At 37.8% G+C, this 23,289-nt stretch carries 21 protein-coding genes; 16 read left to right on the forward strand and 5 right to left on the reverse strand.

What is annotated here, in order from left to right; all coding sequences use genetic code 11:
• Window positions 1–11 precede the first annotated feature (11 nt).
• Together ABJQ32_18460 and ABJQ32_18465 are read left to right on the forward strand one after the other, a co-directional pair.
• On the forward strand, window positions 12–1,238 hold the full coding sequence (locus ABJQ32_18460; GenBank protein ID MEP5291645.1) for a hypothetical protein: 1,227 nt from the start codon (window positions 12–14) through the stop codon (window positions 1,236–1,238).
• A gap of 11 nt (window positions 1,239–1,249) precedes the next feature.
• Complete coding sequence (locus tag ABJQ32_18465) at window positions 1,250–2,791, forward strand: outer membrane protein transport protein (GenBank protein MEP5291646.1); 1,542 nt, start codon at window positions 1,250–1,252, stop codon at window positions 2,789–2,791.
• A 1-nt stretch (window position 2,792) separates the two neighbouring features.
• On the opposite strand, the gene ABJQ32_18470 is transcribed toward ABJQ32_18465, so the two are convergent.
• Genes ABJQ32_18470 through ABJQ32_18480 form a run of 3 tightly spaced genes read right to left on the reverse strand, consistent with a single transcriptional unit; the run spans window position 2,793 to window position 4,890 of the window.
• Complete coding sequence (locus ABJQ32_18470; protein MEP5291647.1) at window positions 2,793–3,260, reverse strand: shikimate kinase; 468 nt, start codon at window positions 3,258–3,260, stop codon at window positions 2,793–2,795.
• The gene (locus ABJQ32_18475) at window positions 3,257–4,351 is read right to left on the reverse strand and encodes a BT_3928 family protein (GenBank protein MEP5291648.1); all 1,095 of its coding nucleotides are present in this window, start codon (window positions 4,349–4,351) and stop codon (window positions 3,257–3,259) included. Before ABJQ32_18475 ends, ABJQ32_18470 begins: the two co-directional genes overlap by 4 nt.
• On the reverse strand, window positions 4,348–4,890 hold the full coding sequence (locus ABJQ32_18480; protein MEP5291649.1) for a DUF1599 domain-containing protein: 543 nt from the start codon (window positions 4,888–4,890) through the stop codon (window positions 4,348–4,350). The genes ABJQ32_18475 and ABJQ32_18480 overlap by 4 nt, the downstream gene beginning before the upstream one ends.
• Window positions 4,891–4,987: 97 nt before the next feature.
• On the opposite strand from ABJQ32_18480, the gene folP reads away from it, so the two are divergent.
• Together folP and cdaA are read left to right on the forward strand one after the other, a co-directional pair.
• On the forward strand, window positions 4,988–5,821 hold the full coding sequence (folP, locus tag ABJQ32_18485; GenBank protein MEP5291650.1) for a dihydropteroate synthase: 834 nt from the start codon (window positions 4,988–4,990) through the stop codon (window positions 5,819–5,821).
• Window positions 5,818–6,663, forward strand: a complete 846-nt coding sequence (gene cdaA / locus ABJQ32_18490) for a diadenylate cyclase CdaA (protein MEP5291651.1) — start codon at window positions 5,818–5,820, stop codon at window positions 6,661–6,663. The genes folP and cdaA overlap by 4 nt, the downstream gene beginning before the upstream one ends.
• Window positions 6,664–6,716: 53 nt before the next feature.
• Here cdaA and kbl read toward each other — a convergent pair whose 3' ends face one another.
• Window positions 6,717–7,904 carry a glycine C-acetyltransferase gene (kbl, locus tag ABJQ32_18495; GenBank protein MEP5291652.1) on the reverse strand — a complete coding sequence of 396 codons (1,188 nt, stop codon included), beginning with the start codon at window positions 7,902–7,904 and terminating at the stop codon, window positions 6,717–6,719.
• Between the two features lie 342 nt (window positions 7,905–8,246).
• Here kbl and ABJQ32_18500 point away from each other — a divergent pair, with 342 nt between their 5' ends.
• From ABJQ32_18500 to ABJQ32_18555, 12 genes are all read left to right on the forward strand, one after another.
• Entirely contained in the window at window positions 8,247–9,197 is a 951-nt protein-coding gene (locus tag ABJQ32_18500; GenBank protein MEP5291653.1) for an NAD-dependent epimerase/dehydratase family protein, read from the forward strand.
• A gap of 45 nt (window positions 9,198–9,242) precedes the next feature.
• Window positions 9,243–10,031, forward strand: a complete 789-nt coding sequence (locus ABJQ32_18505) for an enoyl-CoA hydratase-related protein (GenBank protein ID MEP5291654.1) — start codon at window positions 9,243–9,245, stop codon at window positions 10,029–10,031.
• A 3-nt stretch (window positions 10,032–10,034) separates the two neighbouring features.
• Window positions 10,035–11,507, forward strand: a complete 1,473-nt coding sequence (locus tag ABJQ32_18510) for an oligosaccharide flippase family protein (GenBank protein ID MEP5291655.1) — start codon at window positions 10,035–10,037, stop codon at window positions 11,505–11,507.
• A gap of 16 nt (window positions 11,508–11,523) precedes the next feature.
• A complete protein-coding gene (locus ABJQ32_18515) occupies window positions 11,524–12,522 on the forward strand; it encodes a sugar phosphate nucleotidyltransferase (GenBank protein ID MEP5291656.1) in 999 nt (332 codons plus the stop codon).
• A 5-nt stretch (window positions 12,523–12,527) separates the two neighbouring features.
• On the forward strand, window positions 12,528–14,231 hold the full coding sequence (locus ABJQ32_18520; protein MEP5291657.1) for a tetratricopeptide repeat protein: 1,704 nt from the start codon (window positions 12,528–12,530) through the stop codon (window positions 14,229–14,231).
• Window positions 14,224–14,964, forward strand: coding sequence for a DUF4292 domain-containing protein (locus ABJQ32_18525; protein ID MEP5291658.1), 741 nt, complete (start codon window positions 14,224–14,226; stop codon window positions 14,962–14,964). The genes ABJQ32_18520 and ABJQ32_18525 overlap by 8 nt, the downstream gene beginning before the upstream one ends.
• Window positions 14,951–16,147 carry a peptidoglycan DD-metalloendopeptidase family protein gene (locus ABJQ32_18530; GenBank protein MEP5291659.1) on the forward strand — a complete coding sequence of 399 codons (1,197 nt, stop codon included), beginning with the start codon at window positions 14,951–14,953 and terminating at the stop codon, window positions 16,145–16,147. Before ABJQ32_18525 ends, ABJQ32_18530 begins: the two co-directional genes overlap by 14 nt.
• A gap of 66 nt (window positions 16,148–16,213) precedes the next feature.
• Window positions 16,214–16,414 carry a twin-arginine translocase TatA/TatE family subunit gene (gene tatA, locus ABJQ32_18535; GenBank protein MEP5291660.1) on the forward strand — a complete coding sequence of 67 codons (201 nt, stop codon included), beginning with the start codon at window positions 16,214–16,216 and terminating at the stop codon, window positions 16,412–16,414.
• Between the two features lie 2 nt (window positions 16,415–16,416).
• Window positions 16,417–17,850: an Asp-tRNA(Asn)/Glu-tRNA(Gln) amidotransferase subunit GatA gene (gene gatA, locus ABJQ32_18540; protein MEP5291661.1), complete on the forward strand. Its 1,434-nt coding sequence runs from the start codon at window positions 16,417–16,419 to the stop codon at window positions 17,848–17,850.
• A 3-nt stretch (window positions 17,851–17,853) separates the two neighbouring features.
• Entirely contained in the window at window positions 17,854–19,218 is a 1,365-nt protein-coding gene (locus ABJQ32_18545; GenBank protein ID MEP5291662.1) for a LysM peptidoglycan-binding domain-containing protein, read from the forward strand.
• An 85-nt stretch (window positions 19,219–19,303) separates the two neighbouring features.
• Window positions 19,304–20,389, forward strand: coding sequence for a DUF4837 family protein (locus ABJQ32_18550; protein ID MEP5291663.1), 1,086 nt, complete (start codon window positions 19,304–19,306; stop codon window positions 20,387–20,389).
• 83 nt (window positions 20,390–20,472) lie between these two features.
• Window positions 20,473–22,755: an NADP-dependent malic enzyme gene (locus ABJQ32_18555; protein MEP5291664.1), complete on the forward strand. Its 2,283-nt coding sequence runs from the start codon at window positions 20,473–20,475 to the stop codon at window positions 22,753–22,755.
• Window position 22,756: 1 nt separating this feature from the next.
• On the opposite strand, the gene ABJQ32_18560 is transcribed toward ABJQ32_18555, so the two are convergent.
• Complete coding sequence (locus ABJQ32_18560) at window positions 22,757–23,266, reverse strand: hypothetical protein (GenBank protein ID MEP5291665.1); 510 nt, start codon at window positions 23,264–23,266, stop codon at window positions 22,757–22,759.
• Between the last annotated feature and the right edge of the window lie 23 nt (window positions 23,267–23,289).

Below are 23,289 nucleotides of genomic sequence, written 5' to 3' on the forward strand. Positions count from 1 at the left end.
GGAGGATCGTCATGAAACATTATCTTAAAAATTTTCTAGTTCTAGTACTCGGATTCATTGCGTTAGGAGCTTTTGGTCAAGAGTATGATGATTTATACTTCACCAAAGAGGATCGAGTAAAAGAGAAAAAGAAGCAGGGTGAAGTGACTAATCAAAGCTTCTCTAAAGTAGCGAAGAAGAGCAATGATGAAGAGTTGAGCTTTTTAGGGAGACAATATCAATATGATGCTGAAGGTGATGTAACTGAGGAATCTCTAGATTACTATGCGCCTGATAAGACTCAGGAAGATTACATATCTGACACGCAAAGTGCTTATATAAATGGAACGGAGCGAAATCCAAATTTCAGTAATCCTCAAACAACTGTTTATGATAATCCAAATGACCAACCTGTTGTCATAAATAACTATTACAATAATGGTGGGAATAACTTTGATAGATGGAATCAGCCAAGATGGCGATTCGGTTTAGGGTGGAATAATTGGGGAGGAAATTTCTGGTCTGTTTCTTACGGAAACAACTTTGGCAACCCGTGGTATGATCCTTTTTGGGACCCTTGGGCTAATCAATGGGGCACAGGATGGGGAGCAGGATTCGGTTGGAATAATTGGGGTTGGAATTCTTGGGGTCGAAATGCTTGGGGATGGGGAGGTGGTTTTTATTGCCCACCAGTCTATAATGGAAATTATTATGGAAGACCAGGATATATAGCTAGAAATAGAGAAGTTAGAGGAAGAAACGTAATAAGAGGATCAAGATCATCTAGGGGATCAGTTTCTTCTCGTGAAAGCAGATCTTCTTCGGGAAGAAGGTCTGGAGTGGCGAATGAAGTAAGCTCTAGAAGTAGTAGACGAGCAGATGCAAACAGACAACAAGCAAGTTACTTGAATAGATCGCGTAGCAGTAGATACAATTCTGGAACTTCTTCCAGAGGATCAAGTACGGTGAATTCCAGATCTAGAAATAGTAATGGTAATTCAGGTACAATCAATAATTCTGGGAGACGATCAAGTTCGAACTCAAACTTTAATAGATCTAGTAATAGTTCAAATAGATCTAGATCATATTCGCCACCTGCGTCAAGTAGGAGTAGAAGTTCTTCGGTTAGGTCTTCAGGTTCTTCCAGAAGCTCAGGTTCGGTTAGATCAAGGAGTTCATCTAGTAGGTCTTCAGGTAGTAGATCTTCGGGTTCAAGGTCGTCTTCAGGGAGATCCAGTTCAGGAAGAAGAGGTAACTAATCTGATGTTGAATGAAAATTAAACTAAGAATATTTCTACTTTCTTTTCTAGGCTATTCGGTTATATCCAGTGCGCAATACTTCCAGGATGCATACAGATTTAGCCAAACGAACTACGGTATCGGAAGTACGGCTAGAATGCAGGGGATAGGGGGTGCTCAGATCGCTCTTGGAGGAGACATCAGTTCCGCGATTTCAAACCCAGCGGGTTTAGGGTTTTTTAATAAGAGTGTTTTTGTCGTAACTCCCTCGATAGATTTTATTGATGCGAATACAGAATACGATATCTTTTCGTCTGATGATATTCTTAATCAAGGTTCTGAAGAAACGTTTAAGAATAACTTCAACTTTGCTAATATCGGTACAGTTATAAATTTTGGTAAAGGCCGTTTTACAAATGATAAATTCAAAGGCGGCTCTTTAGCGCTTTCGCTTAGCAGAAATAACACTTATCATCTTACCAGAAGTTATGAAGGTCCAAATGGATTCAATTCCATAGTAGATAATATTTTATTGGAAGCAGGTTCTCAGAATTCAGATGACTTAAGTGAGCTTGGATTTGCGGCTTTTGATCAATTTATTGTCACGCCAATAACCGACGGGAATGGAAATGTTCAATCTTACGATGCTTTTGTAGGTGGTTTTCCTGTTCAAAGTGAGACAATAAAAGAAACAGGCTCTCACTACCAGTTTAATCTGGCTTGGGGTGGCAACTATGATGATAAGCTCTATTTCGGAGGAGGAATGGGCGTACAAGTCTTAAATTATAAACAACAAAGAAATTATCGAGAATTCGACTTTTTGTTGGATGGTAATGATGTGGATTCTCTTAATGCAATTAACATCGACGATCAAGTTAGTGTAAGAGGGACAGGAGTTAATTTCAATTTTGGCGCTATTTACAGACCTGTAAGTTTTCTAACTATTGGCGCTAGCTATACTTCACCTTCATTTTTATCGCTAGACGAAGAAAGCTTCATTGATTTAGAGGCAGATTGGGATGCAGGAAGTACATATACAGAAACTGTGGATGGAGAAACTGTAACGTACGATTTAGCGAATATTGATCCATATCAAAGTAATCTATTTGTTAATAATTATAAATTAAAAACTCCTGCCAAAATTGGAGTAGGAGCTGCTTTATTTATTGGGAAAAGTGGCTTTTTAACTGGCGATCTTGAATTTATTGATTATGGAAGTGCAAATCTTAATTCTGATGATTTCTCTACGACTGAAGACAATGATGTGATTAATGATACCTATGAATCTGTCATGAATTTAAGATTCGGGGGTGAATATCGCTTTGATAGCTTTAGACTTAGAGCTGGCTATGCTTTTTTCCCTGATCCAATAAAGGACTCAAACCTTCAAGATAGAACAAGTATAAGTTTTGGGTTTGGTTACAGAACTTTCGATTATTTCTTAGATTTTGCAATAGCTTCTAGCACTACTCAACAACAGGCTGTTCCTTATTTTATTCTAAACGATCAGCCAGTAGCAACTACAGATATTAGAAACACATCCGTGTCGATAACATTCGGACTAAACTTCTAATCTAAAAAAGCTTAATAATTTCTTTGTATTCCTGGATGGTATGATCTGCCTGATTGTACCATCCTTTCCTTCTTTGAAGTAGATCGGAGAGTGTGATAGACTTCATCAATGGTCGTGAAGTATCAAGTTTAACGCGGCTTTCAATTTGTTCAATTGGAGTATTTATGAAAATCGTGACTCCTGCCTTTTGCATTGATTCTAAGTTGTTAAAAAAGCAAGGAGTACCACCTCCTGTTGCCATCACAAACGAATCCAATCCCGCTATGATTTTTTCTAAATTTAACTTCTCAAGCTGTCTAAAATAAGCTTCGCCCTTTTGCTCAAAGATCTCATTGATAGATTGCTTAGTATCCTTTTCAATGTCCTGATCAAGATCAACAAATTGAAGTCCTAAATGAACCGCAAGATCCAATCCCATAGTGGTTTTTCCTGCGCCTGGTAAACCTATTAAAAAGACTTTTTGACTCACTGACGGTTCAATATTTCTATAACATCATCGGCTAAAGGAGTGTCATTATAATGCCACTTAGCTAAAACAACTCCATCTTTTAAAAGTAAAACGCCAGGATTCGATCGTACCATGGTTTTGAGGACGGTCGCATCAGCAAAAAAGTAAGGAGCGGCTAGCTGATTGGCATGTCTAAATGCTTCAAACTTCTCGTAACCTGAAGATGTCAAAATCCAGGGATCAAATCTTGGATTGTTATAGGTGAGGTTTCTTAACCGGTCTATTTCGTCCAGCGATGTTTTTTCAATTTGATGAATAATGATAACCAATTTTATTCCGGAAAGGAGTTGATCGGTATAATCATCATCTCCTTGCCATACATTCAGGTCCGTAATCTTTGCTGCTGCATCAGGATTAACCAACCTAGCGTCAACATACTCATATCCTTCCTCTGATGGGTAGACTTCAAATTCAAATTTTTCACCATCCTTCTTCATGATGTAGATGTACTTCAGTGGCTCTGAATTCTGCATCAATGTAGGTAAGTGATTACCAATTTTATAAGCTCTGAAATCAATGAAAGGTAAGTGTTGAATAGCGTAGATAGCCAACACAATCATAACTATTGTAGTACCTGCTACTTTGATTTCACTCATCTTGGTACTTAGCAATAACTTGTAATCACCCCTCTTCCAGAAAATCACAGCTATTAGAACTAGTAGAATAATATCTTTATAAAATGATTGCCATGGTGTTAGCTTGATAGCATCACCAAAGCACCCACAGTCTGTTACTTTATTGAAGTAAGCCGAATAAAAAGTAAGAAACGTGAAGAACACGATCATGGCTAGAAGCACCCATGCTGTTAGCCTCATTCTATAGCCAATTATTAGAGCTACCCCAAGAACAACTTCCAAAACACTAAGAACAACACTTAAGAAAAGCGCAGCTGGTACAAACCATTCAAAGAATGGAGCAATATCTGACGCGAAAACTTGAAAATATTCTTCAAGCTTAATTGCTGTACCTACAGGGTCATTTACTTTGATGATACCTGAAAAAATGAAAAGAGCACCTACTATATAGCGCGCAAATTCCTTGATTATCTTCATTGTTCGTTTAGTTTTATTAAACAAAAAACCGAATAGTTGATCATATCCTGATAATTAGCATCAATGCCCTCCGAAATCAACGTTTTACCTGAGTTGTCCTCTATCTGTTTCACTCTCATCAGTTTCATCAGAATAATGTCTGTCATTGAACTTACTCGCATTTCTCTCCATGCCTCACCATAGTCATGATTTTTGGCGGATAGCAAATGCATAGTATCACTTGCAACCTTATCATATTTTGGTTCCAGTTTATTGAATGGAATTTCCATCTCCTCTGTTTCATCCAGATCTATTTGAATGATGGCGATGATGCAATAGTTAATGATTCCGATAAACTCATTACCAATATCTTCGCCTACTTTGTTTTCACCTTTTTCTTGTATGGATCGAATTCGCTGTGCTTTGATAAAGATTTGATCAGTAATGGAAGGCAGTCTTAATATTCTCCATGCGGTACCATAATCTTTTGTCTTTTTAGCAAAAATCTCTTTGCATTCAGAAATGATTTCCTTGTATTGCTGCTCAGTTTCAATTTTCATAGTCAACAGTCGTCAGTACTAAGTCCACAGCTTAGATTTGTATTGACAGTCGGCTATCGACTGTCAACCATGGACTTGAAATGACAAAACTAATCCATTGAACATCAAACATACTATCAACGTAAGAGGAGAAATTATTGACCTTTCATCACCCAAGGTGATGGGTATCATCAACCTGACACCAGATTCATTCTTTTCCGGAAGTAGGAAAATGAAAATGGACGAGATTTTGAAAAGTGCTGAGAAGATGCAGAACGATGGGGCCACTTTCTTGGACATAGGAGGATATTCATCAAGACCTGGCGCTGAAGATATCTCAATAGAAGAGGAGGTGAAACGAGTCACTGGACCAATTGAGGAAATCATGAAAAGATTTCCAAAGGCCATTATTTCCATAGATACTTTTCGTTCTGAAGTAGCTAGAAAAGCTGTTGATGCTGGAGCGATTATTGTAAATGATATTTCAGCCGGATATTTAGACAAGAAAATGTTAGCATCTGTGGCAGAGATGAAGGTTTCATTCATTGCCATGCATATGCGAGGAACAGCTCAGACTATGAAGGATTTAACTGATTATAATGACTTGTTGAAGGAAGTGATGAAATATTTTTCATTGTTGATTAAGAATTGCAACCAGTTGGGGATAAAGGATGTCATAATAGATCCAGGGTTTGGATTTGCAAAAACCGCCGAACAGAGTTTTGACCTGCTGAATAAGTTGGATCAGTTTCACCGCCTCAATCGGCCGATTCTTGTTGGTGTTTCACGTAAGTCCATGATCTACCGAACACTTAATTCGACCGCTGAAGAAGCTTTGAATGGAACTTCGGTGTTAAATACCGTAGCTTTGATTAAAGGTGCTGGTATTCTTCGAGTACATGATGTAAAAGAGGCCGTAGAAGCCATAAAACTTGTAAGTCGACTAAATTGATTTTAGGATTTCAAATAGGATTTTTAGATATAAGCTGGAAGGATGCCTTAGATATTCTTTTGGTCACTATTCTTTTGAGTCAGGTCTACAAGTTGATGAAAGGGAGTGTAGCTATTAAGGTATTTATGGGCTTCCTTTCTATCTATCTTATCTACCTTGTAGTAAATGCTCTTCAAATGGAACTTCTTAGTACAATACTAGGACAATTCATGGGGGTAGGAGTTCTTGCTGTGATTATCTTGTTTCAGCAGGAAATAAGAAAGTTTTTATTGCTTGTCGGCAGAACCAATATTTTTGAAGAGGGTAAGTTTTTCAAGAATGTACGTTTCTGGTCTCAGAATGGGAACGCAAAACGAGCAAACATCACACCTATAGTAGAGGCAGTTAAATCGCTTGCTGGATCTAATACAGGAGCGTTAATAGTTATATCATCAGACTCACCACTAAAGTTTTATGCAGAATCCGGAGATGCGATGGATTCATTGTTGTCCAAAAGGTTACTGCTGGCGATTTTTAATAAATATAGCCCTCTTCATGATGGGGCAGTTATTGTACACAAGGACAGAATAGTAGCAGCTAGATGTATATTACCAGTCACTGAACAAGATGTTCCTGCACAATATGGATTGAGACACAGAGCTGGACTTGGAATGTCGGAGAATACGGAAACTTTTATCATTGCAGTTTCGGAAGAAACTGGACAGATTTCAGCCATGCAGAATGGTGAAATAACACACAACATCTCTGCTCAGGAGCTAAGACGCCAAATCAATAAATACCTTAACGAGCCGAAGGAACTGAAGAAAGAAAAAGAGAAGAAAGACCTTGAGGAGGTAGCTTAAAAAATGTACATTTCTCACCAATTTGATGAGAAATGTACCTGGTATCGAGGAAACTAAATAACCCCTAATTCCTTACCCACTTCAGTAAACGCCTTGATCGCTTTATCCAGGTGTTCACGATCGTGAACCGCAGAAATTTGTACGCGAATCCTTGCTTGATCTTTTGGAACTACAGGGAAGTAGAAGCCAATCACATATATACCTTTTTCAAGAAGTTTAGCCGCCATTTCTTGAGAAAGTTTAGCATCATATAGCATGATTGGTACGATAGGATGCTCTCCTGGTTTGATATCAAACCCAGCTTCTGTCATTTGCTCTCTGAAATACTTAGTATTGGCTTCCAGTTTGTCTCTAAGCTCTGTGGTCTCGCTTAGCATATCAATCACAGCAATTGATGCTCCGGTGATAGATGGTGCCAAGGTATTGGAAAACAAATAGGGTCTGGATCGTTGACGAAGGATGTCTACAATTTCTTTTTTCGCAGAGGTAAAACCTCCAGAGGCTCCCCCAAGAGCTTTACCCAGTGTTCCTGTAATGATATCCACTCGATCCATACAATTTCGATATTCATGTACCCCACGTCCTGTTTTTCCTATAAACCCAGTGGAATGACACTCGTCAGTCATAACTAAGGCATCATATTTATCAGCCAGATCACAGATTTTATCTAGCTGTGCTATTGTGCCATCCATGGAGAAGACACCATCTGTGACAATGATTTTCACTTTCGCTCCTGAAGCGGCTTTTAATTGTTCCTCTAGGTCAGCCATATCATTATTTTTATATCGGTAACGTTGTGCCTTACACAATCTTACACCATCAATGATTGATGCATGATTCAATGAATCAGAGATAATTGCATCCTCGGGACCCAAAAGAGGCTCAAATACACCGCCGTTTGCGTCAAAAGCTGCAGCATATAAAATGGTATCTTCCATTCCAAGAAATTCCGAAATTTTTTGCTCAAGCTCTTTATGAATATCCTGCGTTCCACAGATAAAGCGAACTGACGACATTCCAAAACCATGGGAGTCTATAGATGTCTTTGCAGATTCAATCACTTTAGGATGTGAAGATAGACCTAGGTAGTTATTCGCACAGAAATTGATTACTTCAGATCCATTCTGAAGCACAATATCCGCAGATTGAGGTGATGCAATTACTCGTTCTTGCTTATAGAGACCAGCCTCTTTTATTTCTTCAATTTCTTTCTCTAGTCTTGGCTTTAATGATTTGTACATATCAGCTTGTTTTCGGTTTTAAGGGTTTTACTTTAGGTCGCATCGCTTTAGGTGCAGTAGCGGGTTTTTTAGTTTCTGCTTTCACCTCGAGCTTATAAGCTCTGCGTATTTTATTGATCAAAAAAAGTTTTTGTTGTGTGAAGCTTTCCGGGTGCATTTGATCAAAAATTTTCTGAAACTCCAAATATTGAGCGGGTTCAGCTTGTTGAAATTTTTTAGGATCAATTTTTTTTTCGGTTAGGTATTCATTAAACATCATTGCAACAAATTTAATGGAAGCTAGTTTTCCATTGACGTGTAAATTTGCAATCCTAAAACCTGAATAAACAACTTTATACCCCAATGGATAAAATCCTGATAATAGGTGCTTGTGGACAGCTTGGAACCGAACTTACATTGAAGCTCAGAGAGCTAAAGGGAACTGAGAGTATTATTGCTTCAGATCTTTTGGATGATCCAATCGATTTGTTGAGTGATGGTCCGTATGAAAAGCTCAATATTATGAACAAGGAGTCATTTCATATTATTCTAGAAAAACACAACATAACCCAAGTATACCATTTAGCGGCAGTGCTTTCAGCTAAAGGAGAGCAAAATCCACATTTTGCCTGGCAATTAAATATGGAAAGCCTTTTGACGGTTCTCGAGGCTGGAAAGGACAAGTTGAAAAAGATTTATTGGCCAAGCTCCATTGCTGTATTTGGACCGGATACCCCAAAGGAAAATACACCACAGAATACAGTCATGGCTCCAAATACGGTTTACGGAATTTCCAAGTTGGCTGGCGAGCGATGGTGCGAATATTATTTTGAAAACTATGGAGTCGATGTTAGGAGCTTAAGATACCCAGGACTTATAGGGTATAAAGCTTTGCCTGGTGGAGGTACTACAGACTATGCAGTAGATATTTTTCATAAAGCAATAGTTGGAGAAAAATATGAGTGCTTCTTGTCTGAAGATACTATACTTCCTATGATGTATATGGATGATGCAGTGAAAGCCACTATTGATCTTATGGAGACAGATGCTGAGAATGTAAAGATTCGAAGCTCACATAATCTTGGAGCGATGAGTTTTAGTCCAAAAGAAATCACAATAGAAATCCAGAAGCATTATCCTGATTTTGAGGTTACTTACAATCCTGATTTTCGTCAAAAAATAGCTGATAGCTGGCCTGGAAGTATAGATGATAGTGCGGCAAGAAATGACTGGAACTGGCAACATTCCTTTGGGTTGAAAGAGCTAACAGAGACGATGATCACCAACCTCAAAGACACAATTGTTTTTGATTAAGATATTTTTCCTTTTTCTTTCAAGCTTGAAAAAATCAATCAACCAATGGAATCGTACGAAAATTTGGCATTAGACTTAGTTGATGGCATTCTTACCATTACCATCAACAGAGAAAGTAAAATGAATGCACTTAATCGAGCAACAATGCTCGAAATTCGTGATGCATTTCAATATATACAGGATAACCCAAAAGATATTAGAGGGGTAGTGCTAACGGGTGCAGGAGAAAAGGCTTTCGTAGCAGGTGCGGATATCAGTGAATTTGCAGGTCTAAGTGAAATGCATGCTAGAAAATTTGCAGAAGAAGGGCAGGAAATTTTTCAATCCATAGAAAACTGCCATACCCCAGTGGTTGCTGTAGTCAATGGATTTGCTCTGGGCGGTGGTTGTGAGCTTGCAATGTCTGCTCACATGCGAATTGCGGTGAGCACTGCAAAGTTCGGTCAACCCGAAGTGAACCTGGGACTGATTCCAGGCTATGGAGGAACCCAAAGATTGACTCAACTTATAGGAAAGGCTAGAGCTTTTGAATTCTTAATGAGCGCAGATATGATCTTAGCAGAAAGAGCAGAACAACTCGGACTTGCTAATTATGTGGAGTCAGACAAAGCGGCAGCTCATAGTAAAGCAGTTGAGCTTCTGGGAAAGATTACCTCGAAAGCCCCTATAGCAATAGGGTTAGTGATAGATTCAGTTAATGCATATTATGAGACTGGAGTGAATGGTTATCAAACAGAAGCGAATGCGTTTGCGGGATGCTTTGGTACTGAAGATTTCAAAGAAGGCGTGGCAGCTTTTTCAGAAAAACGAAAAGCTGATTTTAAAGGCGAATAATCCTTGTCGATACTTAAAAAATTAGCAAGCCAAACTGCTATTTACGGTTTGAGTAGTGTATTGGGGCGGATGCTCAATTACTTACTTGTCCCACTTTACACCTCTGTTTTTGTTCCTTCAGAATATGGCATAGTTACTGAATTATATGCCTATGTAGCTTTTTTGAATATCCTCTATATCTACGGGCTGGAGACTGCTTATTTTCGATTTTCGACAAAGGAAAAGGGAAATCATTACTTCAATTTAGCTTTTAGTAGCATCTTAATTTCATCATTGCTCTTTTCTGGAAGTATTTGGGTTTTCTCAGGGACTATTGCTGCTCTTTTAGAGTATCCCGATAAAGCCTATCTTATCCAATGGTTAGGGATGATTCTAGCTATTGATGCAATTGTCGCTATTCCTTTTGCAAGATTGAGACAAGCAGGAAAAGCGAGTCGTTTTGCGATTTTCAAGCTGACTAATATTTGCGTCAATATTTTTTTGAATGTCTTTTTTATCATAATCTGTCCACAGATTCTTGCGGCTGACCTGAACAGTACAGTGAGAAACATATACAACCCTGAATTAGGAGTTGGGTATGTGTTTCTATCTAATCTTATCGCCAACGCTTTGTATTTGCTATTTTTTATTCCGGATTGGCTAAAAATTAAACTTTCATTTAATTCAAAAGAATGGAAAAGCATGATGAAATATGCTTGGCCTGTATTGATTATTGGTTTTGCTGGTGTAATCAACGAAATGCTCAGCAGAGCTATATTAAAATATAGACTTCCATCAGAGTTTTACGAAGGCTATTCAAACCTAGAAATTTTAGGAATATTTGGAGCTTGTTATAAGCTATCTGTCTTCATGGCACTTGCTGTTCAGGCATTTCGCTATTCTTTTGAGCCATTCTTCTTTACTCAAGCGAAAGAGAAAAACTCTCCACAAGTATTTAGTCAAGTAATGACCTATTTTGTTTTATTTGGAGCATTTTCCTGGTTGGTTCTCTGCACATTCATGCCATACTATGCTCCGCTATTTCTAAGGCAAGAAAGCTACCTGATGGCTTTGGATGCAGTGCCATGGTTGCTAGGGGGTGGATTGTTTCTTGGCATATTCTACAATCTGTCACTTTGGTATAAGCTGACAGATAAAACACTTTATGGAGCTTATATTGGAATGATTGGAGCTTTTACGACCTTTATACTTAACTGGCTCTTAATTCCAATTATTGGGTATCTAGGTAGTGCAATAGCAACTTTTGCATCTTACCTTTTAATGGTGATAGTGTCATACACTTGGGGTATGAAACATTACCCAATTCCTTATCAGACAATTAAGGTCGTTGGGTACATTATTTTAGCTGGATTGGGAATAGTCATCGATCAATTCACACAAAAATCAATTTGGAAGTCCGTTCTCATCGTCTTAATCTTTCTAACTTTGTCAATCATACTAGAAAGAAAATCTTTCACGAGACTCAGAAATAGCTAAAAATCAGTAAGATTTTATGAACCTAATCATTCCAATGGCCGGAAAAGGAAAAAGACTTAGGCCGCACACATTAACTATTCCTAAACCTCTCATTCCTATAGCAGGTAAGCCAATAGTACAGCGATTAGTAGAAGACATTGCTGATGTCACCCCAGAACAAATTGAAAAAATTGGATTTGTTATAGGAGGTTTTGATGAAGAAATTAAGGAAAAGCTTATTGCAATAGCAAAAGAAGTAGGCGCAGAAGCGCATTTTTATGTTCAAGAGACTGCTGAAGGAACGGCTCACGCTATTGCATGCGCAAATGAAATTTTAGAAGGAAAAGTCACAGTGGCATTTTCTGACACCCTTTTCAGAGCCGATTTTGAGTTAAATCCAGAGGATGATGGAATTATTTGGACAAAGCAAATTGAGGACCCTAGTTCTTTTGGAGTAGTGAAAACAAATGATCAAGGTGTAATTACCGATTTTGTAGAGAAGCCAAAAGAATTCATTTCTGATCAAGCAATTATAGGAATATATTATTTCAAACAAGGAGAAGATTTAAGAGAGGAGATCAATTATCTAATCAAAAATAATATTCGAGGTGGGGGTGAATTTCAATTGACAATGGCCCTAGAAAACTTGAAAAATAAAGGGACTAACTTCACTATTGGTACGGTAAATGAGTGGTTAGATTGTGGAAACAAAGCAATTACAGTAGAGTCTAATTCTAGATATTTAGGTTTTATAAAGGATCAGAATTTAATCTCATCAGAAGCGAAGATTGAAAATTGTGAAATCATCGAGCCAGTCCTTATTGGTTCGGGGAGTAAGATTTTGAACTGCACAATTGGACCAAATGTTTCTATAGGAATGAATTGCAAGATTAGCAATTCACAACTCTCTGAGTCGTTGATTCAAAATGATACAACTTTAGATGACATTGATTTAACTAACTCTATGATTGGAAACTTCGTTAATTTGAAAGGTTCCCCAAAATCGGTGAGTTTGGGGGACTACAGTGAATGGTAAAACCGATGAGAATAATTCTTTTTTCAATAACCTTATTGATTTGCTTCATTTCTTTTTCTCAAAAGAAAAAAAGAGATGTGGCGATTCCTCAAACACAGGAAGATTCACTGAAGTTAGAAGGCATTCTTGTAGAAGCTGAAAAACAACTAATTCTTGAGAATTATGCGAAGGCACTTGAGAATTTTCATGTAGCTCTTGAAATGAATACTGAAAGTGCCGCGACTCATTTTAAGATTGCACAAGTTCTTTCAAAGAGTGATGAAGGTCAAAAAGGACTACCCTATGGTTTGAAAGCAATCCAGCTGGATCCGAATAATAAGTACTACAGATTGGGATTGGCGAGAATTTACCAGTCAGTTGGTTTTTATATAGATGCAGCGAAGACATATGAAGAAATGTTGGAACTTTTTCCATCCGATGAGAATGCTCTTTACGAATTAGCAGAACTGTACCAATTGACCGGGAGAAGAGATGATATGTTTAAGGTCTTTGATCAGATTGAAGCCCAGCTAGGAGTTAAGGAAGAAATCGTTCGCGAAAAGCAACGTATTTACATGAAAGAAGGTAAGATTGATGAGGTGATAGTTGAGTATGGAAAGCTGATTGATACATATCCAAATGAGCCTTCTTATAAAGTTGAGTTAATCAATTTTTTGATTCAGAATAAGAAATTGGATAAAGCCGAACAAGCTATTGCTGAATATGAAGCAACAGAATCCGCCTCTTCCAGAATGACATTAATGAAAAGTGAATTGGCATGGATGAAAGGAGATCGTGACAAATCATTAGAACTTATTAGCAAAGCTTTTGAAACCAATTCAATCGATTTTGAATCAAAATTCCAGATAGTTTCTAACTACTTGATCATGTCTCCAAAGCAAGAAGATAGAAAAAAATTGACAACAGTTGTAGTTCAATTAGCAGAGCAATACCCTGATGAATTTAAGGCTCAAGCTTTCGTGGGAGATATGCTATATCAGGATGGAGATAGTGAAGAAGCTGTAAAATATTATCTAAAAGCTGTAACTCTAAGCCCTGCCAATTACTCTGTATGGCAAAATATCCTGAATGTAGAATCTGACCTGAATCAATATGACAGTGTAGTTGTACACGCTGAAAGAGCACTTGAGTACTTTCCTAATCAAGCTTTGCTATACTATTTTGCCGGGGCAGGATACCTAATACAGAATAATTATAAGAAATCAGTGAGAATGCTAGAACAAGGAAGAAAATATACAGTAGACCCCAATCTATTAACGATTTTCTACGGCCAACTTGGAGACGCTTATAATGGACTAAAGGAGCAAGAAAAGTCATTTATCGCTTATGATAAGGCATTGGAAAATAGTCCAAATAATGATCATGTTCTTAATAATTACAGTTACTTTTTATCACTAGCAAATAAAGACTTAGAAAAAGCCTTAGAAATGTCCGCTAAACTTGTCGAACTTCATCCTGAAAATCCTACATATCTTGACACACACGGTTGGGTACTCTATACAAATGGAAAATTCAAAGAATCGAAGAGATTTCTCGAAAAAGCAGTTTCACTTGAAGAAGATGGCACAGTGATTGAACATTATGGTGATGTACTATTCCAATTGGGAGATGTCCAGGGAGCAATCTTACAGTGGGAAAAAGCCCGTGATGTAGGAGGAGCTTCAGAGTTAATAGAAAAGAAAATTGCAGATCGTAAGCTTTATGAATAAGCTAGTTTTTGTTTGTTTGATATTAATGATTGCACTTTCATCTTGCAATAGAAAAGTGGGAGCAATCTTTGGGAAGAAAACGAATAATCTAGAAGTAGTTGACCCGCAATTTGAATATATGTCTGCAAAGGCAAAATTCAAATTTAACCATGATGGAAAAAAAATTTCTGCAACAGCTAACTTTCGAATTAAGAAAGACAGTGTAATATGGATTTCCATTTCTGGTTTTGGATTAGAAGGAGCAAGAGTCTTGATCAATACTGAGAATGTTCGAATTCTTGATAAACTGAAAAAACAATACTACGAATACACTTTTGAAGAACTCTCTAACGTATATGATTTTGATTTCAATTTTCAGATGATACAATCTGTAATCCTTGGAAACCTCATCGAACCTTATAAAAAACAGAGAGTAGAAAAAAGAGATAATTATTTTACTTACACAGCATCCAAAGGAGTTTATCTTTTTGAGAACTACATTGGAGCTAAAAGTATGAAGCTTGAGAAAGTTCAAGTATTTGATGAAGATACAAAAAATTCAATTTCAGTAAATTACAGCGACTTTATCTTAGTAGATAGCCAGGTATTTCCGAATGAAATTTTGGCAATTATAGACTATGAAGCTGCAAAAAAACCGAATACGGAGATCAGCATTTCCTACAATAAAATGGCTATCGAAAATGGCCCAATCAGCTTTCCATTCTCTGTTCCAAACAAGTATGAAAGGAAATAATCTCAATTTTTCACTATTTGTGATTTTCCTTTCATGTCTAGTCTTCACAGGTTTTTGCCAGCAGACTAAAAATCAGCTTGAACAAGAAAAGAAAGAAAATCTTCGAAAAATCGCTGAAGCGGAGAGGATACTCAATGAAACAGCAGATGAAAAGAAAGTCACTCTTGGACAGTTGCAGGCTCTTAATCAGCAGATTAATGCAAGAGAATCTTTAATAAGATCGATCGGGTCTGAAATTAGAATCTTAGACAATGAAATTTCTGACTTAAAAACTGTCGCATCCTCGCTGCAAAATGATCTTAAGGATTTAAAAGAAGAATATGCTGAGCAGATTTATTCTTCATATAAAGCGAATAGAGGGAATAGTAAATTAATGTTTCTTTTCTCTGCCAGTAGTTTTAATCAACTTTTGCAGCGCTTAAAGTATTTGGAGCAGTATGCGGATGCAAGGCGTTTACAAGCAGAGCAGATCGAAGTAGTCACAAAAGAACTAAATGAACAAAGAAGTAAGGTTGAGACAAAACGGGTTCAGCAGCAAACTCTGCTCAATCAGCAAGTACGAGAGAGCCGGAAGTTGGCTCGCTCAAAAAAGAAGCAGTCTGAGTTAGTAGCTCAATTAACAAAAAAAGAGAGGCAACTGCGTAAAGAAGTTGAAGCTCGAAAAACGGCGAATAGAAGGTTGAACACCTTAATCGCAAAGACTATTGAGGATGAGGCTAGAAAGTCTTCAGTTGCTTCAACTGCCGAAGCAGCGAGTACAGCAGAGCTGACACGTCTATTCGAATCTAAGAAAAACAACCTTACATGGCCAGTGGGATCTGGCTTCATAGCCTCTAAGTTTGGGAAACAACCTCACCCTGTTTTGAAACGGATTACCATTATTAATGATGGTGTAGGAATTCAGACAGAAAAAGGCTCGTCTGTAAAAGCAGTTTTTGATGGGGAGGTGACTTTAATTGGAACCATCCAAGGTAAAAATAATATTGTAGTTATAAGGCATGGAAATTACCTAACTGTTTATGCTCGCTTAAAAACTATCAATGTGAAAAAAGGTCAACGAGTACGCGCAAACGATATTATAGGTGAAGTGTATACTGATAGAGATGGAATTTCTGAAATAGAATTTCAGGTTTATAAAGGAACTACCAAGCTAAATCCCGAAAATTGGTTAGCGTATAAGTAATTTGTCAGGTATCCATAAATACTCCATTTGTAAATACATATCTTTGTAATCTAAAATTTTAAAGCAATGCATACATCATTATTATTTGCAATGCCAGGATGGACTGAGATGATTATCATCGCTCTTTTCATTATTATTTTTTTCGGAGCGAAAAAAATACCTGAGATAGCAAGAGGCATGGGAAAAGGCATCAGAGAATTCAAGGATGCAACCAAGGAAATTAAGAACGAAATTAACGAAGGAGCAAGCGACGATAAAAAGGCGTAACCTTGAAAAATTTCCAATCACTCTCTGAAATTAAATCAGAGATTAGTGCTGGTAAACTCACCGTTTGCCAACTTGTTAAGCACTATTTGCAGAATATAGAAAAGAAAAACGGAAGGCTTAATGCCTTTCTTTCTATTTACAGTAGTGAAGTGCTAACCCAGGCACAAATCATTGACAAAAAAATAGAGAAAGGAACTGTCGGAAAGTTAGGAGGAATGGTTGTAGGCATCAAAGATGTTTTTGCATATGAAAATCATCGACTCCAATGTGCTAGCAATATCCTGGAAGGGTTTGAATCTCAGTACACTGCCACATGTATTCAGAGACTTATTGATGAAGATGCAATTGTAATTGGTCATCAAAATTGTGATGAATTTGCTATGGGGTCTTCCAATGAAAACTCTGGATTTGGAGTTTCACGCAACCCGGTAGATGAGGAAAGGGTGCCTGGAGGTTCCTCTGGGGGGTCAGCAGTTGCTGTTGCATCAGATATGTGTCAAGTCTCAATTGGATCAGATACCGGTGGTTCGGTTCGCCAACCCGCTGCATTTTGTGGTGTCATTGGTCTAAAACCTACTTATTCAAGAGTCTCAAGATATGGGCTTGCTGCATATGCGAGCTCATTTGATACCGTTGGCATTATCTCAAAGAGCCTTGAAGATGCAGCACTGGTTCTGGAAGTTATGGCTGGAGCAGATGAATTTGATAGTACAATATCCAATGAAAAAGTACCACCGTTCTCAGCATTTATGTCCGGTAAGGAATATAAAATTGCATACCTGAAAGATTCAATAGATCATAAAGGCCTAAATGAAGTTGTACGAGCAGAAACATATAGAGTAATTGAATCGCTCAAAGAAGAAGGTCACCAGGTTGATGAGGTTAATATTTCACTACAAGAGTATACACTTCCAGTATATTACGTCTTGACTGCTGCAGAAGCTAGCTCAAACTTATCGCGTTATGATGGAGTAAGGTTTGGGATACGAGCTGAAAATCAAAACTTGGAAGAAATGTACAAGGTTACACGTTCGGAAGGTCTAGGAGTGGAGGTTAAGCGAAGAATTATGACCGGAACCTTCGTATTAAGTGCCAGTTATTACGATGCATATTATACAAAGGCTCAAAAGGTGAGAAGACTTATTAGAGATGAAACTAATAGACTTTTAGAAGAATATGATTTTATTGTTTCCCCAACAACCCCAACAACAGCATTCAAGATTGGAGAAATGAGTGACGACCCAATGAAAATGTATTTAGAGGATTTGTACACTGTGCAAGCCAATGTAGCAGGTATACCTGCAATTTCTATTCCAGTTGGAGTCGACAACAAAGGGTTACCCATCGGCGTTCAATTGATGTCAAAATGCTTTAATGAGTTAGAATTGCTTGATATTTCAAATCAAATCATTACTTTCAAAGATCAAAATAGATAGGATATGACACGAAAATGGTTCCTTTTAGGAATTATGTTCATTTCATTGGCAGGGGAAAGTCAGGAATTTCACCTCACTGAAGTGATGCCTGATAATTCGTATGATGAGATTGCTGATCGGATGAGCTGCATTGAAAATGAAGTTCCCTTAGTCTTCAATGAACGAGTAAAAGCTTTTGTTGACTATTTCTCTATAAAAGACCGGGAATACACCAAAAACATTATTCAAAAGAAAGAGCTTTACTTTCCTCTGTTTTCCGAAACACTAGCTCTACATGGCATGCCGGATGAGTTAAAATATCTTGCAATAGTTGAGTCTGGGCTAAGGCCAAATGCAATTTCCAGAGCCAATGCAGTCGGTTTATGGCAATTCATTTCCTCAACTGGTAGGTCATACGGACTTCATAGTAATTGGTATGTTGATGATCGAATGGATCCGGTAGAAGCAACTGATGCCGCAGCTAGATATTTGAAAGATCTTTATCGGATGTTTGGTCGATGGGATCTGGCACTTGCAGCATACAATTGTGGACCAGGCAATGTGAGAAAAGCAATTAGGAGAAGTGGGTACAAAAAAGACTTTTGGGAGGTCTACCGCTACCTACCTAGAGAAACAAGATCATATGTTCCGCAATTTGTAGCTATTACCTACCTATTCAATCATTTAGGAGAACATGGTTTCAGGGAAGAGCCAGAATACTTTAATCCTGAGCTGGATACAATCATGATTTCACAATATTTTCACTTGGAAACATTCTGTAACCAAATTGGCCAGTGCGTTGATGATGTGTTGAAATGGAACCCACAAATAAAGCGAGGTGCTTTACCAGAGGGAACCAAAAATTTCGCTTTAAAAATACCATCTGATTGGAAAGAGTCCATTGTCACAAATAGGGTAACACTTTACGATACCGCATCGAAAGTCGGTCAGAAACACTTAGATTATTTAGCTCGCAATACTCCTGGAAGTACATATGGAAGAGAGAGACTTTATTACAGGGTGAGAAGCGGTGATGTATTAGGTACAATCGCTCGTCAATATGGAGTTAGAGTGTCAGATATTAGATCATGGAATAGATTGAGAGGAAATTTGATAAGGGTAGGCCAAAGGCTAAGCATTTGGGTTTTACCAACATATAGTGCCAGTACTAAAAAATTATATGTGTCATCTTCAACGTCTGCTAAGAAAACTCCGTCCCCGATCAAGCCATTAAACACGGATTCAGGAAAGCTGTACACGGTAAAGTCAGGAGATTCTCTTTGGAGTATTAGCAGGAGTCAAAATACAAGTATTGAGAAGTTAAAGAAAGTAAATCAACTGCGATCCAATACAATCAAACCTGGTCAATCGCTTGTCATTCCTAACTAAGTAGCAAACTTTCCTTACAAAGTTCTAAGTTTGAGTTGATCGGAATAGTTTTTGCTTAATTCGATTCAATAGAATTAGAAATCTTATGTATAAATATGTACTTCTTTTTATAGCCATATGCTTTGGATGTAGCGAAGCAGCCAAAGAGAGTAGAAGAAAGGATATGCTACCTACAGCAAGAGGAGAGGCCGATGAAATCATTTTAGTGGTTGACTCCACTTTATGGGCTGACACAGTAGGTCTAAGTGTGGAATTAAGAAAGACCTTCATGGCACCAATGTTAGGATTGCCCCAAGATGAGTCATTGTTTAATGTAAGCAAAGTCAACCCTCGACGTTTGAATTCAGTTCTTAAGTCCGCAAAAAATATGGTTTTTGTAATGACATTGGATAGTAAGACTTCCGATAGTCGCGTATTACAACAGTTTTTCACCGATCAATCTCTTAATCAGATTAAAAGAGATACTTCCATTTTCATGAGAACACAAAGAGACCTATTTGCCAAAGGTCAAACTGTGATGTTTCTTTTTTCTTCCTCGGAAGATTTACTAGCTCAAAAAATCAATTACAATAGATCAAAAATTCGTGAATTTTTTGAATCATCTGCACGTGAGACGATAAAAGGACAACTATTTAATAGCGCCCAAAAACAACTTTCGCAACGCATGAAAGAAAATCATAATGTATCCCTTACTATACCATATGGATGGGAGAAAGCAAGAGATTTGAAAAATTTTGTCTGGTTAAGGAAGATGGATGCAGAAACAGAGCAAAGCATATTTATCTATTACGAACCATATACTGATCAAGGTATTTTCAATGAGATTGGAAAATTCCGAGATAAAATAACACGTAGAAACTTATACGATGGAGAAAATTCGGATGTGTATATCAAAAGACAAGAAATAATTCCAGTATTTACAGAACGTGTAAACTTTGACGGTCACTTTGCTGTGGAGGCGAGAGGCCTTTGGAAGATCAGTGATAATTCTAGAGGCGGTCCTTTTGTTAGTTACACCATGGTTGATGAAGATACTGGGTTAGTTTACTATATCGAAGGGTATGTAGATTCTCCCGGAACTAGGAAGAAGAAATTCGTAAGGGAATTAGAAACCATCCTTTCTACTTTTAAGACCAAAGGAGGTCTAGTTGAATCGAAGGACCCATCTTAATCCTTTCGAATAATTGCTTATTCCTTTTTAGTTGGTGACCTTTGACGGTCGGTTATTTACCGATCCAACTTTAACCAATAAGGATGAGCACAACGAAGATTAGACCCAAGGAAGCATTAGAATACCACTCAAACAAACCAGCAGGAAAAATCGAAGTGAATTCTACCAAATCGGTGAGTTCACAGCATGATTTAGCATTGGCTTATTCACCAGGGGTTGCAGAGCCTTGTAAGGAGATCGCAGAAAATCCTGAGGATGTTTATAAGTATACAGCGAAAGGAAATCTGGTAGGAGTAATATCTAATGGAACAGCGGTTCTTGGGCTTGGAAATATTGGCCCTGCAGCTTCTAAGCCTGTAATGGAAGGAAAAGGCGTGCTCTTCAAGAAATTCGCAGGTATAGACGTTTTTGATATTGAGGTCAATGAAGAAGATCCGGATAAGTTTATCGAAATTGTCAAATCCTTAGAACCAACTTTTGGCGGAATAAATCTTGAAGACATCAAAGCCCCAGAGAGCTTCAAGATAGAGCAAACACTTCGCGAACAAATGAATATTCCGATCATGCATGACGATCAGCATGGGACGGCAATCATTTCTAGTGCTGCACTACTAAACGCACTTGAGGTGGTCAATAAGAAAATTGAAAATTTGAAGATCGTTGTGAGCGGAGCTGGAGCGGCAGCTATCGCCTGTACAGACCTTTATGTATCACTAGGGGCAAAGAAGGAAAACATCCTTATGTCGGATAGTAAAGGAATCTTGAATGAGAGTAGAAAAGGACTGGACGAAATAAAATCTAAGTATGCTACAAAGCAGAAAATAGATACTCTGGAAGAGGCATTTAAAGGAGCAGATATGTTTCTAGGTCTATCCATTGCAGATGTAGTTACACCGGATATGCTGAAGTCAATGGCAGATGATCCAATAGTTTTTGCATTGGCTAATCCCGATCCTGAGATTCCTTATGACTTAGCGATGAATACTAGAAAAGATGTATTGATGGCGACAGGGCGCTCAGATCATCCTAATCAAGTGAATAACGTGCTTGGGTTTCCGTATATTTTTAGAGGAGCTTTAGATGTGAGATCCACCGCTATAAACGAGGAAATGAAGCTTGCAGCTGTAAAGGCAATTGCAGAATTGGCTAAAGATCAAGTTCCAGATATTGTACTTAAAGCTTATGGAAAATCAAGTATCAAATTCGGAAGTGAATACTTGATTCCAAAGCCAATGGATCCAAGATTGATTACGACCATTTCTCCCGCAGTGGCAAAGGCAGCAATTGATTCTGGTGTCGCAAGAATCGAAATTAAGGATTGGAAAAAATATGAAGATGAATTGCTCGAAAGGGTAGGTCTTGATCAGCGATTGATCTCAAGATTTATCTATAGAGCTCGTCAGAATCCAAAGAAAGTAGTTTTTGCAGAAGCAGATCATATCAATATTCTGAAAGCTGCTCAAATGACGTTAGACTCAGGTATTGGAACCCCCATTCTGATAGGTAAGCAAAAGATCATTAAGGATCTTATCGAGGAGCATGAGTTAGAAGCGATCAAGGACTGTGATATAATCGATCCAAACGAGCATCCCAATAAAGTAGAAGAATTCGCTACCGAATATATGAAGATGCGTCAAAGAAAAGGGATGACAATGCATTTGGCAAGAAAAGCCATGACTAGTCGAACCTACTTTGGAATGATGATGGTAAGGAGAGGAGAAGCTGACGTGTTGATTTCAGGATTGTCAAATGACTATCCAAAAACAGTTCTCCCGGCACTTCAAATAGTTGGGATGGAAGAAGGAGTGAGTCGCGTAGCTGGGATGTATATCTTAAATACCCCACGCGGTAATTACTTCTTTGCTGATACCACCGTTAATATGGATCCAACTGCTGAGGAACTAGTGGAGATTATAGGTTTAACGCATAGAGCAGTACGCTTTTTTGATTACGAACCTAAGATTGCAGGTCTATCATTTTCAAATTTTGGTTCGGCAAAAGGAGAAGTTCCGGAAAAAATGTCCAAGGCGATAAGATTAGCTAAGGAAAAATGGCCTGATATGATTATTGATGGTGAATTACAAGCTAATGTAGCATTGAACAGGAATCTGTTGGAAGAATTGTATCCTTTTAGTGACCTAAATGGTCATAACGTGAATACACTTGTTTTTCCCGATCTTCAGTCGGGAAATATTGCTTACAAGACCATGATGGAAATTGGAGGAGCCGAAGTAATAGGTCCAATTCTAATGGGTATGAAAAAATCTGTTCAGGTACTTCAGCTAGGTAGTTCAGTAAAAGAAATTTATAATATGGTGGCTATAGCTGTTGTTGATGCGAGTGTAGCAAATAGGGAAGGATTATAAGTTAGTTTGAAGGTGATTTTGTCCACCAAGATTCTAATTTGATATAACTATAATTTTCCCAAAAAGCATCATCCCAATCTTCTATTCGATGTTCTGCTTTTTGTACAATGCGATATTCCATTGAGGTAAAATCCAGTTTTTTGCTATCTAGTATGCTTAAAACTATCGTTTGATTGATGAAGGATTCATTAGGATTTTTATACAAACCTCGCGCATGTTTGTAGAAGGATTTAAGATGCCATTTATCATTGTATAACTGATATTCTACATCGTATTCCCATGTGCCATACTCGTGGCATTTTACTATTGCATAGTTATCTAAGTCTACAAAATATGTGAGTTGATCTTTATCTTTTTTTAATCCCTTTTCATTTGGTAAGGCGTTGATCACCTGAACAACACGGTCATTTAAAATTGTTATAGAGTCGAGGGCATATGTATATAATTTCAAATGAGACTTTTTTAATGACCATCTTTCTTGTTGCTCAACTAATTGCCACTTATGAGCCATTATCCATGTGGTTCTAGCTTCAT

Origin of the sequence: Marinobacter alexandrii, assembly GCA_039984955.1 — a bacterium.
GTDB lineage: Bacteria > Bacteroidota > Bacteroidia > Cytophagales > Cyclobacteriaceae > Ekhidna.